At 72.8% G+C, this 17052-nt stretch carries 17 protein-coding genes; 13 read left to right on the top strand and 4 right to left on the bottom strand.

Annotation, left to right across the window (positions count from 1 at the left end; translation table 11 throughout):
- The first annotated feature begins 140 nt into the window (after window positions 1-140).
- Genes ABH929_RS18255 through ABH929_RS18230 form a run of 6 tightly spaced genes read left to right on the top strand, consistent with a single transcriptional unit; the run spans window position 141 to window position 6387 of the window.
- Window positions 141-1583 (top strand): MFS transporter, encoded by a 1443-nt coding sequence (locus ABH929_RS18255; protein WP_404562266.1) that lies wholly within the window; start codon window positions 141-143, stop codon window positions 1581-1583.
- A complete protein-coding gene (locus ABH929_RS18250) occupies window positions 1580-3304 on the top strand; it encodes a dihydroxyacetone kinase family protein (RefSeq protein WP_404562265.1) in 1725 nt (574 codons plus the stop codon). The genes ABH929_RS18255 and ABH929_RS18250 overlap by 4 nt, the downstream gene beginning before the upstream one ends.
- A 26-nt stretch (window positions 3305-3330) precedes the next feature.
- Window positions 3331-3816: a ribose-5-phosphate isomerase gene (locus tag ABH929_RS18245; protein WP_205462067.1), complete on the top strand. Its 486-nt coding sequence runs from the start codon at window positions 3331-3333 to the stop codon at window positions 3814-3816.
- Complete coding sequence (locus ABH929_RS18240) at window positions 3816-4631, top strand: triose-phosphate isomerase family protein (protein ID WP_404562263.1); 816 nt, start codon at window positions 3816-3818, stop codon at window positions 4629-4631. The genes ABH929_RS18245 and ABH929_RS18240 overlap by 1 nt, the downstream gene beginning before the upstream one ends.
- Complete coding sequence (locus tag ABH929_RS18235; protein WP_404562262.1) at window positions 4628-5473, top strand: sugar phosphate isomerase/epimerase family protein; 846 nt, start codon at window positions 4628-4630, stop codon at window positions 5471-5473. Before ABH929_RS18240 ends, ABH929_RS18235 begins: the two co-directional genes overlap by 4 nt.
- The gene (locus tag ABH929_RS18230) at window positions 5470-6387 is read left to right on the top strand and encodes a phosphogluconate dehydrogenase C-terminal domain-containing protein (RefSeq protein WP_404562260.1); all 918 of its coding nucleotides are present in this window, start codon (window positions 5470-5472) and stop codon (window positions 6385-6387) included. The genes ABH929_RS18235 and ABH929_RS18230 overlap by 4 nt, the downstream gene beginning before the upstream one ends.
- A 106-nt stretch (window positions 6388-6493) precedes the next feature.
- On the opposite strand, the gene ABH929_RS18225 is transcribed toward ABH929_RS18230, so the two are convergent.
- Window positions 6494-8005 carry a hypothetical protein gene (locus ABH929_RS18225; protein WP_404562259.1) on the bottom strand — a complete coding sequence of 504 codons (1512 nt, stop codon included), beginning with the start codon at window positions 8003-8005 and terminating at the stop codon, window positions 6494-6496.
- An 80-nt stretch (window positions 8006-8085) separates the two neighbouring features.
- On the opposite strand from ABH929_RS18225, the gene ABH929_RS18220 reads away from it, so the two are divergent.
- On the top strand, window positions 8086-8847 hold the full coding sequence (locus tag ABH929_RS18220) for an SDR family NAD(P)-dependent oxidoreductase (protein ID WP_404562258.1): 762 nt from the start codon (window positions 8086-8088) through the stop codon (window positions 8845-8847).
- Window positions 8848-8979: 132 nt separating this feature from the next.
- Here the strand turns inward: ABH929_RS18220 and ABH929_RS18215 are convergent, their stop codons facing one another.
- Entirely contained in the window at window positions 8980-9936 is a 957-nt protein-coding gene (locus ABH929_RS18215) for a DUF1648 domain-containing protein (protein ID WP_404562257.1), read from the bottom strand.
- Window positions 9933-10283 (bottom strand): GntR family transcriptional regulator, encoded by a 351-nt coding sequence (locus ABH929_RS18210; RefSeq protein WP_404562255.1) that lies wholly within the window; start codon window positions 10281-10283, stop codon window positions 9933-9935. Before ABH929_RS18210 ends, ABH929_RS18215 begins: the two co-directional genes overlap by 4 nt.
- 154 nt (window positions 10284-10437) lie before the next feature.
- Here ABH929_RS18210 and ABH929_RS18205 point away from each other — a divergent pair, with 154 nt between their 5' ends.
- The 3 genes from ABH929_RS18205 (at window position 10438) to ABH929_RS18195 (ending at window position 12140) form a co-directional block, all read left to right on the top strand.
- Window positions 10438-10605 carry a hypothetical protein gene (locus ABH929_RS18205; protein ID WP_159572230.1) on the top strand — a complete coding sequence of 56 codons (168 nt, stop codon included), beginning with the start codon at window positions 10438-10440 and terminating at the stop codon, window positions 10603-10605.
- Between the two features lie 44 nt (window positions 10606-10649).
- On the top strand, window positions 10650-11525 hold the full coding sequence (locus ABH929_RS18200; protein ID WP_404562253.1) for an alpha/beta fold hydrolase: 876 nt from the start codon (window positions 10650-10652) through the stop codon (window positions 11523-11525).
- A gap of 99 nt (window positions 11526-11624) precedes the next feature.
- Window positions 11625-12140, top strand: a complete 516-nt coding sequence (locus tag ABH929_RS18195) for a hypothetical protein (protein WP_404562252.1) — start codon at window positions 11625-11627, stop codon at window positions 12138-12140.
- 55 nt (window positions 12141-12195) lie between these two features.
- Here the strand turns inward: ABH929_RS18195 and ABH929_RS18190 are convergent, their stop codons facing one another.
- Window positions 12196-13656 (bottom strand): PLP-dependent aminotransferase family protein, encoded by a 1461-nt coding sequence (locus tag ABH929_RS18190; protein WP_404562250.1) that lies wholly within the window; start codon window positions 13654-13656, stop codon window positions 12196-12198.
- A 34-nt stretch (window positions 13657-13690) separates the two neighbouring features.
- On the opposite strand from ABH929_RS18190, the gene ABH929_RS18185 reads away from it, so the two are divergent.
- The 3 genes from ABH929_RS18185 to rlmN all read left to right on the top strand — a co-directional run bounded on the left by ABH929_RS18185 (window position 13691) and on the right by rlmN (window position 16871).
- On the top strand, window positions 13691-14425 hold the full coding sequence (locus tag ABH929_RS18185; protein ID WP_404562249.1) for a pyridoxamine 5'-phosphate oxidase family protein: 735 nt from the start codon (window positions 13691-13693) through the stop codon (window positions 14423-14425).
- A gap of 412 nt (window positions 14426-14837) precedes the next feature.
- Complete coding sequence (locus ABH929_RS18180) at window positions 14838-15548, top strand: C40 family peptidase (protein ID WP_404562247.1); 711 nt, start codon at window positions 14838-14840, stop codon at window positions 15546-15548.
- Between the two features lie 90 nt (window positions 15549-15638).
- Complete coding sequence (gene rlmN, locus ABH929_RS18175) at window positions 15639-16871, top strand: 23S rRNA (adenine(2503)-C(2))-methyltransferase RlmN (protein ID WP_404562245.1); 1233 nt, start codon at window positions 15639-15641, stop codon at window positions 16869-16871.
- Window positions 16872-17052 lie beyond the last annotated feature (181 nt).

The raw sequence follows: 17052 nt of genomic DNA, 5'->3' as shown, positions 1-17052 counted from the left end.
GGGCTTGGGTTGGTTTGGTCAACCGGTTGACAAGTCGAATTCGAATCCGCACACTGGACCAGGCGCACCGATGCGCCCGCTCCATCCGGGCGCAGCAGCACGGGTCGGAGTCGTACCACCCCCACCGAGCAGGAGTCATCGTGGACATCCCCGCCACGCGAGGCATCCCCACCTCGGTCGTCGAGAAGACGGCCATCCGCAAGATCGCGATCCGCATCGTGCCGTTCGTGGCACTGATGTTCTTCATCAACTTCCTCGACCGCACCGCGATCTCCTTCGCGGCCCCGAACGGCATGGAGGCGGACCTCGGTCTGACCGCCGCCCAGTTCGGGTTCGCCTCCGGCGTGTTCTTCATCGGCTACCTCGTGCTCGAGGTGCCCTCCAACCTGGCGCTGCACAAGTTCGGCGCGCGCATCTGGCTCGCGCGCATCATGATCACGTGGGGCATCGTCTCGCTGCTCTTCACGTGGGTGCAGAACTACCCGCAGCTCGTCGGGCTGCGCTTCCTGCTCGGCATCGCCGAAGCCGGGTTCTTCCCCGGCGCGATCCTGTTCCTGTCGACGTGGGTGCCCGCCCGGCACCGCGGCAAGATGCTCGCGCTGTTCTACCTGGCCCAGCCCCTGACGAGCGTCATCGGCTCCCCGCTCGCCGGCTGGCTGATGACCCACGAGGGCATGCTCGGCGGCCTGGCCGGCTGGCGCTTCATGTTCCTGTGCGTCTCGATCCCGGCGATCATCGTCGGCATCCTGTGCCTCTTCGTGCTCAAGGACAAGCCGTCGCAGGCGAAGTGGCTCGACGAGGACGAGAAGCTGTGGCTCGAGGGAGCCCTCGCAGCCGAGAACAAGGCCAAGGGCGGGGGAGACGGGCACGCCAAGGGCGGTCTCCGTGCAGCCTTCGGTTCCGGCCGCGTCTGGATGCTCGCCGCGGTCTACTTCGGCTTCATCTACGGCCTGTACGCACTGAGCTTCTTCCTGCCGACCATCATCGACGGCTTCCAGGAGCAGTTCGGCACCACGTTCGACCTGTTCCAGAAGGGCATGATCACGGCGATCCCGTACGTCCCCGCCGCGGTCGTCCTGTACTTCTGGTCGCGTGACGCCTTCCGCCGTGGCGTCCGGGTCTGGCACATCGCCGTCCCCGCGCTCGTCGGTGGCCTGAGCATCCCGGTCGCGCTCTACATGAACAGCCCGGCCGCCACGATCGCCGTCATCGCGGTCACCGCCTGCGCGATCTTCGCCGCGCTGCCGAACTTCTGGACCGTGCCGACGCAGTTCCTGACCGGTGCCGCCGCGGCCGCGGGGGTCGCGCTCATCAACACGATCGGCAACCTCGGCGGGTTCGCCGCCCCGTACATCACGGGCGTCGTCAGCGGGTGGACCGGCGGCTACCAGGTCCCGATGTTCATCGTCGGCTTCTTCATGGTGCTGTCGAGCGTGCTGATGTTCGTGCTCGGTCGGAACACCAAGCGGAACGAACGACGGGACGCCGACGCTGCGGCGCAGGCCACGCCGACCGCGACGACCGCGCAGGCCGAGACGACCGCGCAGGCCACGACGACCACCACCCAGGAGCGCCACGCATGACCCGCCTGTTCAACGACCCGGCCGACTTCGCCGACGAGATGGTCGACGGTTTCGTGGCCGCGAACCAGGCCCGGGTCCGCAAGGTCCACGGCGGCGTCGCCCGCTCGACCACCAGCCCCGAGGGGACCGTCGCGCTCGTCGTCGGCGGCGGCTCCGGCCACTACCCGGCCTTCGGCGGACTCGTCGGGCACGGCCTCGCCGCCGGCGCTGCGATGGGCAACCTGTTCGCCAGCCCGAGCGCCCAGCAGGTCGCGGCGGTCGCGAAGGCCTCCGAGCACGGCGGCGGGGTGCTGCTGAGCTACGGCAACTACGCCGGCGACGTGCTCAACTTCGACGCCGCGGCGCGAGCACTGGCCGACAGCGGGATCGACGTCCGCACGGTCCGCGTGACCGACGACGTCGCCTCCGCCCCGAGCGCCGAAGCCCACAAGCGCCGCGGCATCGCCGGTGACCTCTGCGTCTTCAAGGTCGCCGGTGCCGCCGCGGAACGCGGGGACGACCTCGACACGGTCACCGCGATCGCGACCCGTGCCAACGACCGCACCCGCAGCTTCGGCGTCGCGTTCTCCGGCTGCTCGCTCCCCGGCGCGGACGAGCCGCTCTTCACCGTCCCCGAGGGTCGGATGGCCATCGGGATGGGCATCCACGGCGAACGCGGCATCGCCGAAGCCGACGTCCCCACCGCGTCCGGACTGGCCGACCTGCTCGTCGACAAGCTGCTGACCGAGCTGCCGGAGGGGGTGGAAGCGCACGCCGGCCAGCGCGTCGTCCCGATCCTGAACGGCCTCGGTTCCGTCAAGTACGAGGAGCTCTTCGTCGTCTTCGGTGCTGTGCAGCGGAAGCTCACCGACGCGGGCGTCGTGGTCGTCGAGCCCGAGGTCGGCGAACTCGTCACGAGCTTCGACATGGCCGGCGTCTCGCTGACGCTCTTCTGGCTCGACGACGAACTCGAACAGCTCTGGGCCGCGCCCGCCGACAGCCCCGCGTACCGCAAGGGCGGTGCCGTCCCGCAGCAGCCGGTCGCCGCCGACGTCCTCGCGGCCGACGTCCAGGCGCTCGTCACGGTCGGTTCCGAGGCGTCGCAGGCGTCCGCCGTCCGGGTCGCCGCGGCGATCGCGGCCATCCGCACCACCATCGACGACCACGCCGACGAACTCGGTCGCATCGACGCCGTCGCCGGCGACGGCGACCACGGGATCGGCATGCAGCGCGGCGCCACCGCGGCGGACCGCGCCGCCGCGGACGCGGTGACGCGCGGCGCCGGTGCCGGCAGCGTCCTGGCGATCGCCGGGGACGCGTGGTCCGACAAGGCCGGTGGAACGTCCGGTGCGATCTGGGGAGCCGCCCTGGAGGCACTGGGTCGCGTCGTCGGAGACGACGAGCGTCCGTCAGCTGCCACGGTCCAGAGCGCGGTGCACGCCGCCACCGAGGCGGTCCTCGCCTTCGGCGCCGTCCCCGGTGACAAGACCATGGTCGACGCGATCGTCCCGTTCGACCAGGTCCTCACCGACTGCGTCGCGGCCGGCGACGACCTAATCCGTGCCTGGGCGGCCGCGTCCGCCGCGGCGACTGCTGCCGCCGATGCGACCGCCGAGCTGCTGCCGAAGATGGGCCGCGCCCGCACCCACGGCGAGGACGCGGTCGGCACCCCCGACGCCGGTGCGGTCTCGTTCGCCCTGATCACCGCGGCGGTCCTGTCGACCGTGTCCGTCCCCGCCTGACCCACACCACCACGAAAGGCACCCGCATGAGTGACCAGCAGTTCCGCATCGTCGTCGGCTCGGACGATGCCGGGTTCGACTACAAGGAGATCATCAAGCAGGACCTGCAGGCCGACCCGCGGGTGGCGTCGGTCGTCGATGTCGGCGTCGACGCGGACGGGCACACCGCGTACCCGCACGTTGCCGTCGACGCAGCGCGACTCGTCGCGTCGGGTGAGGCGGACCGCGCGATCCTGATCTGCGGCACCGGACTCGGTGTCGCGATCGCGGCGAACAAGGTCCCCGGCATCCGGGCCGTCACGGCGCACGACTCGTTCAGTGTCGAGCGTTCGGTCCTGTCGAACGACGCCCAGGTCCTCTGCATGGGCCAGCGCGTCGTCGGCGTCGAGGTCGCCCGCCGGATGGCGAAGGAGTGGTTGGGCTACGAGTTCGACCGCTCCAGCGCCAGCGCGTCGAAGGTCCAGGCCATCTGCGAGTACGACGGCTCGGCCCCGGTCGGGACCGACGCCTGATGCCGGCGACCACGGCGGCGGCCTCGATCACGATCGGGGTGTCGCTCAAGATGTACTTCGGGCACGCCCGGACGCTCGAGTGGGCGGCCGCCGTGGCCGACATCGCCCGGACCCACCCTGCGGTGCAGTCCGGCGCCGTCGAACTCTTCGTCATCCCGACGTTCCCGTCGCTCGTACCGGTGCACGCCGTGCTCGAGCGCACCCCGGTGCTCCTCGGCGCGCAGGACCTGGCATGGGCCGACGAGGGTGCCTTCACGGGCGAGGTGTCCGGCCGCGAACTCCGCGAGGTCGGGGTCGATCTGGTCGAGATCGCGCACGCCGAGCGTCGCTCCCTGTTCCACGAGTCCGACCAGGACATCGCCGGCAAGGTGCACGCCGCCTTCCGCAACGGCCTGCGTCCCCTCATCTGCATCGGTGAGACCGACCGGGCGGCCGACGGCGACCCGTCCGCTGCCGTCGCCGAGGTCACCGCGCAGCTCGACCGCTTCGTCGCGACGGCCGTCGCCGACGGGCTCGCCGGGCCGGTCATCGCCGCCTACGAGCCGGTCTGGGCCATCGGCGCACCGCAGCCCGCTCCCGACGAGCACATCGTCGCGGTGCTCGCGGGCATCGAGCAGCACCTGGCGAACCGGTCGGAGCTCGCCGGGTCGGTCGTCATCTACGGCGGCAGCGCCGGGCCGGGCCTGCTCACCCGGGGACAGGGCCGTATCGGTGGCCTGTTCCTCGGCCGCTTCGCCCACGACCCCGAGGCGATCCGCACCATCCTCGACGAAGCCGAGGCGCTGGCCGCGACGCAGGACGGAGCACCGGCGTGACGTCCCTGCTCGGCCTCTCCACCTACGCCTACTCCTGGCGCATGTCCGACCGTGTGCCGGCGCCGCTGTCCCTCGACGACGCCCTGCGCGACGCCGCCAACCACGACGGCGTCGACCTGTTCCAGATCTGCGACCACCAGCCGCTCGACACCGCGTCGGACGACCGGCTGGCCGCGATCCGGACGCTGGCCGACGACCTCGGGCTCACACTCGAGGTCGGCACCCGCGGCACCGACCCGGCGCACCTCGCCCGGTACCTGCACATCGCGCAGGTGCTCGGCGCGACGCTCGTCCGGTCGATGTGGACGAGCGGCGACGACCAGCCGGACGCCGCCGAGACCGAACGCCGTCTGCGCCAGGCGCTCCCCGCCTACGAAGCGGCGGGGGTGACGCTCGCCCTCGAAACCTACGAGGTCGTCGCCACCGCCGACCTCGTCGCGGTCGTGCAGGCGATCGGTTCCGACCACCTCGGCATCTGCCTGGACCCGGCGAACACCGTCGCACGGCTCGAACACCCCGCCGACGTCGTCGCGATGACCGCCCCGCACGTCGTCAACTGGCACGTCAAGGACTCCGGGTTCACCCGGTCGCCGGGGTGGGTCGGGTTCCAGTACACCGGCGTCCCGATGGGCTCCGGGGTCATCGACCACGACGCCGTCCGCGCCGCGATCGACCCCGACGCCCGGGGGATCAACCGCGTCATCGAGTTCTGGCTGCCCTGGCAGGACGAGCACGCGGGTGCCGACCCACGACCGGGCGAGACGCCCGCACAGACCACCACCCGCATCGAGGCGGCGTGGACCGAACACACCATCGAGCACATCAGGAGCAAGGAATCATGACCGACACCGTCACCACCCCCCACACCGTCGCTGCCGGATCCGGTACGGCCGACGTCACCGTCGCCGTGATCGGTGCCGGCGGCAAGATGGGCACCCGCGTCTCGAACAACTTCGCGAAGAGCGAGTACACGACGCTCTACAGCGAGGCCTCGCCCGCCGGGCAGGAGCGCATCCAGGCGCTCGGCCGGTCACTCACCGACGGCGTCGAGGCCGCCAAGGTCGCCGACGTGGTCATCCTCGCCGTGCCGGACGTCCTGCTCGGCACCATCTCGGAGCAGCTCGTCCCGGTCATGAAGTCGGGTGCCAGCATCCTGACGCTCGACCCGGCCGCCGCCTACGCCGGCCTGCTGGCCAAGCGCGAGGACATCCACTACGCCGTCGCGCACCCGTGCCACCCGTCGGTGTTCCTCGAGCGCACCACCAAGGCCGAGTGGGACGACACCTTCGGGGGCATCGCCGCCCCGCAGGAGGTCATCGCGGCCTTCGACGCGTCCGAGTCCCTCGGCGACCAGGACGAGCGCGCCAAGGCGATCGCCGAGGCCGTCATCACCACCATGTACGCGCCCGTCATCCAGGTGCACTGGGTCACGGTGAAGCAGCTCGCCGTGCTCGAGCCGACCCTGGTCGAGACCATCGCCTGCATGATCGGCGACTTCCTCAACGACGCCCTCGAGGAGACCGTCACCGGCGTCGGCGTGCCCCGCGAGGCCGCCCGCGCCATGCTCTACGGCCACACCTGGATCGCGCTGACCAACGGCCTGCGCGGCTCGAACCCGTTCTCGGACGCGTGCCACATCGCGATGGGCTACGGCCGCGAGAAGCTCATCAAGGAGGACTGGAAGCAGGTCTTCGACGACAGCGAGCTCGACAGCGTCATCGCCAAGATGCTCAAGATCGACGCCGTCCGTCGCTGACGATCGTCTGATCCGCCGAAGCGACAGATTTCCTCCGACCATCGGCGGGAATCTGTCGCTTTCGCGGCACTCACCGCCCGCCGCGCACTCACCGCCCGCCGCGCACTCACCGCCCGCCGCGCGGTCCCCAAGCCTCGGCGAGGGTGATGGAGGCGACCCCCGGCACCGTCAGCGCCTCCACCGACGCCGCGAACCAGGCTGCGGCCGCCGCCGAGTGCTGCTCAGGATCCGTCGCGTCCGGCACGAACTGCGGCCCGTACCCGGCGTCGATCGACGCATCGGTCACCAGCGGGCGCGCGGACGTCGCCACCGCGTTGAACCGTGGCCGCAGCGTCACCGGTCCGACGTGGAGCGCCCTGCCGGCGGCCAGCCTGGAGGCGCTCATCACCACCCAGCGCTGCATCCGGATCGACTCGGTCACCTGTTCGTGCGACCGGTCGTGCATCTGCGGCGTCACGCTGAAGGTCAGGGGGCCGTCCCAGTCGCGGAACAGGTCGACGGTCCGGTTCAGCTCCGTGAAGTGCGCGCGCGTGCCCGCGACGACCTCGAGGTCGCCGGCTGCAGCCGCAGCATCGAGGAGGGCCTGCTGCAGCGCCGGGGTCGTCACGTGTGTGGTCGGGTCGAACGCGCCGATCCGCACGACCGTGCCCGAGTCGAGCACGTCGTCGATCGCGGCGCGCAGCCGGACCGGGTCATCGGTGACGAACCGGACGTCGAGCGGCCCGCCACCCGCATCGCGTCGAGCGGACGCCAGGACGGCCTCGACGTTCGGATCGCCGAGCACGGGCTCCACCAAGACCGGCACGTCGAGCGGCACCGCGGACGGGCGCACGTCGGCCGGGCGCGCAGCCGCCGGGGCCGAGGCGGCGAGCAGCTGGAGCGTCGGCGGCGGGGCGACCGCGGCGGTGGGAGCCGGCCCGTCCAGGAACGCGAGGTCCGGGGCGGGGGAGGCCGTGCCTCCCGGTCGACCGTTCGGCGTCGCGCGCAACGTGAGCGACTGGTGGACCACGGAGCCGGCGTCGAGCGCGACGGGGAACGGCTCGGACAACGGCGTCGAGTAGGTCTTGAACGAGGCGTCGGTCCAGTTCCGTTGGTCCTCCGTCTCGAACACGTCGCCGGCCAGGTCGAGCGTCAGCGCGACCCGACCCGTCGACCAGTCCAGCCCCGACAGGTCGGCGGCCGGCTGGTGCGGCGCGATCCAGGTCGGGAACGCGGCCTGGGTGACGGTGCCGGACGGGTGCCGCGCGGTGACGGGCACGCCGGCCAGCGCCGGCGGATGGAGCACGACCAAGCCGATGCGGTTGCGGCGGAACGGCGTCGTCGTGGTGCCGACCGCGTCGACGTGCAGGGTGGGACCGTCGACCGTGACCTCGACGGTGTACCGGAGCACCTCGGTGCCGTCGTAACGGGCGCTTGCCTCGATGCCGACCCGCCCGCTCGTGCGGTCGGTGTCGGCGTCGGTCGTCCGGGTGAGCACGGTGTCGTCGGCGGTGCGCCAGTCGTGGTCACGCGTCACGAACCGGATCGCCCGCAGCACCGGTCCGCCGTCGTACGCGAGGTCGGCGAGCTCGGCACCGCGCAGCGTGAACCGCCATGCGCCGATCGACACCGCAGTCATGGCTCATGACTACCACCGGTCAACCGGTTGGGCAATGATGGGTCCGTGGAGCGACGACGCTCCCAGGACGGAGCTCCCGCATGACCGCACGACTCGACCACACGACCGCACTCGTCACGGGGGCGGGCTCCGGCATCGGCCGTGCGATCGCGGACCGGTTCGTCGCCGAGGGCGCGCGCGTGGTCTACGCCGACCGGGACGCGACGGCGGCGGGCGCCGCAGCAGCGGCGGCCGGGGCGCTCGCGTTGCCACTCACCATGGACATCGCCGACGAGGCCAGCGTCGCAGCCGGGTTCGCCGCCCTCGCGGAGCGCGACCTGACGCCCGACGTGGTCGTCGCGAACGCCGGCGTGCAGTTGTTCGGCCACGACGCCGCGGTCGCCGACGTGTCGCTCGACACCTGGAACCGCACGGTCGCGGTGAACCTGACGGGCACGTTCCTCACCGTGAAGCACGCCGTCCGGGCGATGCTCGCGGCCGGCGGCGGCGGGTCGATCATCGCGACGGGATCACCCACCGGGCTGAACGGCGAGGGGGCGGACTTCGCGGCCTACTCGTCGACCAAGGGCGGCATCCACGCGCTCGTCCGCGCGACCGCGATGGCCTACGCGCGGGACGGCATCCGGGTGAACACCGTCGTGCCGGGCTACACCGAGACCGGCCTCGTCCAGGCGATCTCGGGCGACCCCTCGGCGCGGGCCGCGATCGTCTCCCGCACGCCCCTCGGCCGCCCCGGGACCCCCGACGACGTCACCGGCATCATGGTCTACCTGGCCAGCGCGGAGTCGTCCTACGCGACGGGCGCCGAGTTCCGCGTCGACGGCGGCATGACGAGCCTCTGACCGCCTGCAGCGCGCGCTCGCCCACGAGTCTCGGGCTGAGCGGCACCTCTCGGGCTCCGCAGCGCGAGGACTGTCGCCTCACCCGAGACTCGTGGCGTCACCACCCCGACCGGGAGGCCCGGCGCAGCCCCGTCAGGCCGGCGTGCGGTGGGCGAGCAGTGCGCCCAGGGCCGCGGCCCCGCCCGCAGCGTCCGGCACCGTCACCATCCGCGCCTGCCCGCCGCGGAGCCGTGCCACGAGGCCCGGCCCGGACCGCACCACGTAGGCGACCCCACGGCCGGAGAACCGGTAGCCCCAGCCGCCCCACTGTCCGGGCGAGACGTCCTCCCACCCGCAGGACTCGATCCGCTCGAGCGGGACGCGCATGAGCGGGATGCGGGTCCAGGTCGAGGTCAGGCGCATCCCGCGACGGTCCACGGTGAGCTCCACCCGGGCGAGCACCAGCACGGCGAGCCCAGCGACGACCAACACCGCTCCGGACGCGACGGCCGTGCCGAGGCTCGCCGGGGCCGTCGCGAGCCCCGTGCCGATGCCGAGTCCTACGACGACGGCCCCGAGCGCCGCGAACCACCGGCTACCGATGCGCGCACGCCACGCGACCCGCGTGTCCGACCCGATGCGCAGCGGTTCGACGTCGTGCGCCGGCACCGGGCGAGCCGTCCGGACGAGCGCGACGACCGGGACCGTGGCGATGACCGCGCTGACGGCCAGGAACGGCACGGCCCACCAGCCGGACAGCGTCCCGTCGCCGACGGTGTTCGTCGCGGCGAGCACGATCCAGGCGGTGCCCAGGCTGCCGGCGAACAGGTTGGCGACGAGCACCAGGGTGGCGCCGGTCCGGCGGTCGGGCATCCGCAGCGCCGCGAACGCCAGGGCCACGGCGCCGGCGGTCACCGCGAGCGTGAGCCAGAACACCGGCCAGGGCGAACTCCAGCCGTCCGCGGTGCCGTCGGCCCCGAAGTGGACGGCCATGCGGTCCGGCAGGCTCGGTGCGGCGACGAGGGCCGCGACCACCAGGGCCAGCAACACCCCCATCCCGGGTGCCACCACAGCCAGGCGGGTCCTCGCGTGCATCGGTCGGTTCGTCATCGTGCCCCCTTGATCATCGTGAACAGGTCGTCGAGCGGGACCCCGAGCGTGTCGGCCTGGTCGCGCAACTCGTCCACGAGCGTGCGCAGCCGGTCGAACGACGCGTTGCCCGATCGCAAGACCGTTGCTCCGCGACCCCGCCGCAGTTCGATCAGTCCGTCGTCCTGCAGCTGTGCGTAGGCGCGCAGCACCGTGTGCATGTTGACGTCGACCGCGGCGGCGAGGTCGCGCGCCGACGGCAGGCGTTCCCCGCTCGCGAGGTCTCCGCGTGCGATCGCGTGCCGGATCTGCGACGCGACCTGTTCGGCGAGGGTGGCCCGCGCGGTCGGGTCGACGGTGATCAACATGTTTGCATTGTATGCGAACAATCCCGCTGGCGCGAGGGTCCTGGTGGCGCGCTCTCCGGCCTTTGGCCATGGAACGCAGGCCCCCGTCCGGGGGTACGGCGTCCGGGTACTTTCGGCTGCAGCGAACCACTCGCGATTCAGGGAGAAAACCACGATGACGAACTACGAATCCGCCGACGGGGTGGAGCCCGTCCAGGTCACCACCTACCGTCTCGTCCGCAAGGCCGCCCGACGTGGTTGGGCCGTGCCCACCGACGAGGCCGAACCGTCCCTCGCCGACCTCGTGAGCACCCGCGGCTCCGCGCGCCCCGAGGCCCGCTGACCCCTCCGCCGACACCGCACGGTCGCGCGCAGTATCGTCGGGCAATGCCCCCTTCGACCCGAGCGGTCACCCGTGGCGTCGAGGTCGGGACCCGAGGCTCCGACACCGGCGTCCCCGTGCTCGTCCTGCACGGCAGTCCCGGCGGGATCGACGTCGCCGAGCTGATGGCCGGCTTCCTGCCGTCCGAGGACTTCCGGGTGGTCACGGTGTCGCGGCCCGGCTACCTCGGCACCCGGCTCGACGCCGAGCGCCCCACCATCGACGACGAGGCCGACCAGCTCGCCGGTGTCCTCGACGGACTCGGCATCGACCGCGTCGGTGTGCTGGCGTGGTCGGGTGGAGCCCCGGCCGCGTACCGCCTGGCGGTCCGACACCCGGACCGGGTCGGGGCGCTCGCCGTCGCCTCCGGGGTGTCGAGTCGCTGGGTCCCCGGGCCGGCCGGACCCGCCGAACGGCTCGTGAGCGGCACCCCGTTCGGTGCGGGTCTGGCAGCCGTCGCAGCACGCATCGCCCCGGCTGCCGCGGCACGCGCTGCGGTGGCCGGCGTGAGCACCCTGCGTGGCGGAGCCCTGCAGGAACACGTCGCCGGCGTCATGGCCGACCCGGAGCGGCGGGCGTTCCTGCTCGGCCTCGCCCGGACGGGCAACTCTTCCGGGCCCCGACGCGTCGGCTGGGACAACGACGTGCGCCAGCTCGCGGCCGTCGAGTCGCTCGACCTCGGCGCCGTCCGGACCCCGACGCTCCTGGTGCACGGGGACGCCGACGCCGAGGTCGTGCACGACGACAGCGCCCGTGCGGCCGCAGCGATCCCCGGCGCGGAGCTCGTCACGCTGCCGGGTGGCACGCACTTCGCGCTCTGGGACCACCGCGACGCCGCCGCCGTGCAAGCACGGGTGCGCGCACACCTGCAGCAGCACTGACCACCGGCTCGCCCCGCCTGCTCACGATCCGGTATCGACGAGGTCTCGATCGCGACACGACGCCCCGTGCGTGACCACGGCGCTGCCACGATGGCGGGTATGGCTTCCCTCCGACTCGCCCTGCCCGTCGTCGTCGGTGCGCTGCTCGCGTCCCTCGCCCTGTCCGGTTGCTCCGCCGACGCCTCGTCGACACCGACGCCGACCTCGTCGAGCGCCCGGTCGGCGGACGCAGCGGTGGGCGCGCCGGCGGCGTCCCCCACGGTGGACCCGGTGGAGGAGGACCTGAGCGCTGCGGCTGTCTGCGGGCAGATCAGCGCGCTGTCGACGATCGCCCTGAACGCCTCGGACGGTCGTTCCCGCGGTGCCCTGACCGAGGCGCAGTACGAGGCGCTGATCGCGGCAGAGCGCTTCGGGTACGAGCACCTGTCGAGCAGCGACGACCGGCTCGACAACGCCATCGACTACGCGCACGAGTACCTCGACGCCCACCCGGCACCCACGTCGGGGCCGGCGCTCGAGGGCAGCCCCGAGTGGGAGCTCGTCGGGCGCACCCTGAACACCGCGTGCCAGCAGGCCGGATCGAACGTGGTCGCGACCGCGCAGTCCGGCGGCTGATCGCGACTCGTCCGGCGGCCCGAGCGCACCCGGGCCCCCGGGAGCACCGAACCGCCTAGGCCCGCTCGACCGCCCCGATCACCGCGTCCAGCGCCCGGTCCAGCTCCGGCGCCGTCACCGCCCCGTACCCCAGCACGACCCCGGCCGGCGTGCTACCCGGAGCCAGCCCGTACTCCTCGAGCGTCGAGACGAGCACGCCGGCACCGGCCATCCGCGCGGCGACCTCCTGCCCGGTCGCCGGACCCGACCAGACGACCACGGCGTGCAGTCCGCCGGTCAGGGCACGGGCCTCCAGTCCGGCGACGCCGTCGAGCCGGGCCGCGATCCGGGCGCGACGGTGCGTGTAGTCCCGCCGGACCCGGCCGAGGTGCCGGCGGAGCGCACCGGTCCGGAGCAGGTGGGCGAGTGCGACCTGCACGGGCTCGGCGACGACCGCGCCGCGGGCTCGGCGGGCAGCGAGCACCGCGTCGGCGACCCCGGCCCCGGCCCCGGACACGGACCCGGACCCGGCCCCGGACCCGGCCCCGACCGGCCCGCCTGCCGCCCCGGGCAGCACGACGTAGGAGCAGCGCAGCCGCGGGTCGAGCGTCTTCGAGAACCCGCCGACGTGCAGCACCACCCCCTCGGCGTCGAGCGCCGCGAGGGCGGGCACCGGGCTGCCGCGGTGCCGGAACTCCGAGTCGTAGTCGTCCTCGACCACGAGCGTGCCCGTCGCCGCAGCCCAGGCGAGCAACCGCTGCCGTCGTGCCACCGGCACCACCGAGCCGAGCGGGTACTGGTGCGTCGGCGTGACGAGCACGACGTCGACCGGCGGTGCGGCGGTCAGGGCGTCGAGGTCCATCCCGTCGTCGTCGAGCGGGATGCCGACCACGGTCCCGCCCGCGCTGAGCACCGCACGCTGACCGGTCCGGTACCCCGGGTCCTCGACCGCGAACACGGGTGCGCGACCGAGGTGCACGCGGAGCGCCTCGGTGACGAGCGACAACGCCTCGGAGGTCCCTGCGGTCAGCAGCACCCGGTCGACCGACGAGGCGAACCCGCGGCTCAGGCCGAGCTGTGCGACCACCTGCGCTCGGAGCTCCACCGTGCCGAGGGGGTCCGCGACCGCGTTCCGCAGTGGGGCGTCGGCCGCCGCCCGCCACGCCGCACGCCAGTCCCGCTGCGCGATCGCGGTGACGGCGGGGACGCCGGGGCGGCAGTCGATGAGCCGGGCTGCGGTGGCTGACGCTGACGCCGCCGTCGCACCCGGGCCGGTTGCTCCACCCGCGGCGCCGGCCGCGGCGACCACCCGCGCCACCGCACCGTGCCGCGTCCGGATCCAGCCCTCGCCGTCGAGCTGCTCGTAGGCGGCGACGACCGTGCCGCGTGCGACGCCGAGCTCGGCGGCCAACGCCCGGGTCGAGGGCAGCGGATCGCCCTCGCGCAGCGTGCCGTCGTGGACCATCCGGCGGATGCGCGCGACGACCCCAGCGGTCTTGCCGGACTGGTCCACCACGATCACCTCGATCTGGTCCATGCACTGGACCACTACCGAACCTAGCGTGGCCCGCATGAGCACCCCGAACCCCGCCGACGGCCCCGACCTGCGCGTCCGACGCATCCGCGAGCGCCAGTCCGACGACCCCGCCGTCCTGCGGGCGATCCTCGACGAGGCACACCTCGCCCACGTCGGGTTCATCCGCGGCGGCCACCCGATCGTCCTGCCCTTCCTGTGCGGCGTCGGCGACCTCGGCGACGGCCCGGTCCTGCTGCTGCACGGCTCGACCGGCGGCGGCCTCTTCCTCGAAGCAGGTGCCACCGGCGTCCAGGTCGCAGCGACGGTGACGCACCTGGACGGCCTCGTGTTCGCCCGTTCGACCTTCGACAGCTCCGCGAACTACCGCAGCGCGATGATCGCGGGCGCCGCGACGGTCGTGCCGCCCGAGCTCCGCACCGAGGCGCTCTGGCAGGTCTCCGACCACCTGATGCCCGGCCGCCGCGACGAGGTCCGCGAGATGACCCCGAAGGAGGTCCGCGCCACCCAGGTCCTGCAGCTGCCCCTCGACCGCGCGAGCGTGAAGGTCCGGTTCCAGGGCAACGGCGAGGCCGCGGACGACGGCGAGGACCACACGGTCTGGGCCGGCGTGCTGCCGCTCGCGGTCCGCGCCGGCGTCCCGGTGTCGGGGGACGTCTCGGGGGACGCCCCGGTCGACGCGTCCGTCGTGGCGCTGGCGGCTCGCCTCGACCGCCTGTCGTCCGACCGGGAGGCCCGGATCGCCGCCGTCATGCGGGTCGCGCCCGTCTGAGGCCGGGTCCTCGGGCCCCTGACCGCTGATCCGCCGCATCTGAGCGACCTGCGAGGATCGTCCGTTCCTGTGACGAGCCGCAGGAACACTCCGGGACTGCCCAGCCTCGGTCCGCCCCGTGACCAATACGTTACTTTCCGGATCGACCAGCGGTCCCGACCCGGAAGGACCCATGGGACGCCACGCCCTGCCTGCAGCAGCCGATGACCGAGAGCCCTCGCGAGCGACCCCGCTCCCCGCGGTGGAACCCGCTCCGGCGTCGCCGCAACCGCAGCTGTCCCGCCCGCGTGGTCGTCGCTCGGCCCTCGGTCCCGCTGCTGCCCGGGCCACGTTCGTGGAGCACCCGAAGCCGACCCGCACCGTCCGGATGCAGCCGCGTCCGCGACCAGTCGCTTCGAGCGCCGGTGCGGCCGTGCTGAGTCGGAAGGCCGTCCTGCGTGCCGAGCGGGCCGTCGACCCGCGGCACATCCGCCGCACCGCGAACGCCAAGCGTGCCGCGATCCTGCTCGCTCCGGCGATCGCGGTGACCTCGAGCCTGACGCTGGCCGTGCCGGCGAACGCGGCGACCCCGGCCGAGACGCAGCAGGGCACGACGACCTCGCAGGCCGCGCAGACCTTCACCGTGGCGCACGACGTCAAGGTCCCCGTCGTCACCACCGACGGCATGACGACCACGACCACGGTCGTCTCGTACCCGACGCTCGACCTGCGCTTCGGGGTGACCACGGCCCAGGCGCAGTCGGCCCTGTCGGCGGCGCTGTCCGCCGGCGGCGACCGCGCCACCATCGTCGAGACCGCTCTGCAGTACATGGGGGACCCGTACGTCGAGGGCGGCGCGAGCCACGAGGGCATCGACTGCTCCGGCCTGACGATGGTCGCGTACGCGGCCGTCGGCATCCCGCTCGTGCACTACGTCCCGACGCAGGACGCCGCGGCGACGACGATCCCCGAGTCCGAGGCGCTGCCCGGTGACCTGGTCGTGTACGACGACGAGGACCACGTCGGGCTGTACCTCGGCCAGGGACTCGTGCTGCAGGCACCGCACCCGGGCGAGGTCGTCGACATCGTGCCGATGTACTCGGCCGCGCACCACTTCGCGCGCCTGCTGCCCGCCGGCAGCTGATCCGACGCAGGCGGGGCCGTCGACGGTGACCATCCCGGCCACCGGAGGGTCCGGCACCGACGTGTCACGGGCCTCCCGTATCCTGGCCTGATGGCTTCCGACACCCGTACCCCGTTCGAACAGCAGCAGTCTGCTCGTCCGCAGGTGCGCCCGCGCACCGAGGGCTGGAAGCAGGCGACCGACACCGACGGCCGTCCGCTGCTGCAGTTCGCGTCGCAGAAGCGCGGCAAGCCGCCCGTCCACCTCGCCGACCTGACGGCCGAGGAGCGCGAGGCACGCGTCAAGGAACTCGGGCTGCCGGGCTTCCGCGCGAAGCAGCTCGCGACCCACTACTTCACGCACTACACGTCCGACCCGGACAAGATGACCGACCTGCCGGCAGCCCAGCGCGAGCAGCTCGTCGCCGGGATGCTGCCGCCCCTGCTGACCGAGACCCGGCGCCTGGCGACGGACAACGGCGACACGATCAAGTTCCTGTGGAAGCTGCACGACGGCGCCCTGGTCGAGTCGGTGCTCATGCGGTACCCGGGCCGCATCACGCTCTGCGTCTCGTCGCAGGCCGGCTGCGGCATGAACTGCCCGTTCTGCGCCACCGGCCAGGCAGGGCTGACCCGCAACATGTCGACCGCCGAGATCATCGAGCAGATCGTGCGGGCCAACGCGGCCATCGCCGCGGGGGAGCTCGGGGGCGATCCCCGCAAGGGCGGCAAGGACCGCGTCGACGCCGAGCGCGTGACGAACATCGTGTTCATGGGCATGGGGGAGCCGCTCGCCAACTACAAGCGGGTGATGGACGCCGTCCGACTCATGGTCGCGCCGCAGCCGAACGGCCTCGGCATGAGCGCCCGCGGCATCACGATCTCGACCGTCGGACTGGTTCCCGCGATCCTCAAGCTGGCGGACGAGAACATCCCGGTGACCTTCGCGCTGTCGCTGCACGCTCCCGACGACGAACTCCGCGACGAGCTCATCCCGGTGAACTCGCGCTGGAAGGCCGACGAGGCGATCGACGCTGCACACAACTACTACGTCAAGACCGGGCGCCGTGTCTCGATCGAGTACGCGCTCATCAAGGACATGAACGACCACGCCTGGCGTGCGGACCTGCTCGCCGAGAAGCTCAACAAGCGCGGCAAGGGCTGGGTGCACGTCAACCCGATCCCGCTCAACCCGACGCCGGGCTCCGTGTGGACCTCGTCCGAGGTGCACGTGCAGGACGAGTTCGTCCGCCGGCTCAACGCCGCGGGCATCCCGACGACCCTGCGCGACACCCGCGGCAAGGAGATCGACGGGGCCTGCGGGCAGCTCGCTGCAGCGGAGTAGCCCCGCCGCCGACGGGGGCTCCCGAGCCGACACGCCCGGGAGGAACCACGGTTGGCGAGGCCCCCGGAGCCTGTGTAGTGTTACCTCTCGTTGCCACGGCGGCGGAGAACGGAACGGCTGAGACGGTCACTGGGTTTACCCGGGGATCTTGTCCGCCACGGTTCTTCCCCGGGCAGCGGAT

It is taken from the genome of Curtobacterium sp. AB7 (genome assembly GCF_044909335.1).
Taxonomy (GTDB): domain Bacteria; phylum Actinomycetota; class Actinomycetes; order Actinomycetales; family Microbacteriaceae; genus Curtobacterium.
The sequence above is the reverse complement of the archived record's forward strand: the minus strand, read 5'-3'. Positions and strand labels throughout refer to the sequence as shown.

Coding starts and splice junctions, on each gene's coding strand:
- ABH929_RS18230 (WP_404562260.1), top strand. CDS start 5,470: ATGACCGACACCGTCACCACCCCCCACACCGTCGCTGCCGGATCCGGT.
- rlmN (WP_404562245.1), top strand. CDS start 15,639: ATGGCTTCCGACACCCGTACCCCGTTCGAACAGCAGCAGTCTGCTCGT.
- ABH929_RS18200 (WP_404562253.1), top strand. CDS start 10,650: ATGCCCCCTTCGACCCGAGCGGTCACCCGTGGCGTCGAGGTCGGGACC.
- ABH929_RS18185 (WP_404562249.1), top strand. CDS start 13,691: ATGAGCACCCCGAACCCCGCCGACGGCCCCGACCTGCGCGTCCGACGC.
- ABH929_RS18245 (WP_205462067.1), top strand. CDS start 3,331: ATGAGTGACCAGCAGTTCCGCATCGTCGTCGGCTCGGACGATGCCGGG.
- ABH929_RS18220 (WP_404562258.1), top strand. CDS start 8,086: ATGACCGCACGACTCGACCACACGACCGCACTCGTCACGGGGGCGGGC.
- ABH929_RS18250 (WP_404562265.1), top strand. CDS start 1,580: ATGACCCGCCTGTTCAACGACCCGGCCGACTTCGCCGACGAGATGGTC.
- ABH929_RS18190 (WP_404562250.1), bottom strand. CDS start 13,656: ATGGACCAGATCGAGGTGATCGTGGTGGACCAGTCCGGCAAGACCGCT.
- ABH929_RS18210 (WP_404562255.1), bottom strand. CDS start 10,283: ATGTTGATCACCGTCGACCCGACCGCGCGGGCCACCCTCGCCGAACAG.
- ABH929_RS18215 (WP_404562257.1), bottom strand. CDS start 9,936: ATGACGAACCGACCGATGCACGCGAGGACCCGCCTGGCTGTGGTGGCA.
- ABH929_RS18195 (WP_404562252.1), top strand. CDS start 11,625: ATGGCTTCCCTCCGACTCGCCCTGCCCGTCGTCGTCGGTGCGCTGCTC.
- ABH929_RS18225 (WP_404562259.1), bottom strand. CDS start 8,005: ATGACTGCGGTGTCGATCGGCGCATGGCGGTTCACGCTGCGCGGTGCC.
- ABH929_RS18240 (WP_404562263.1), top strand. CDS start 3,816: ATGCCGGCGACCACGGCGGCGGCCTCGATCACGATCGGGGTGTCGCTC.
- ABH929_RS18205 (WP_159572230.1), top strand. CDS start 10,438: ATGACGAACTACGAATCCGCCGACGGGGTGGAGCCCGTCCAGGTCACC.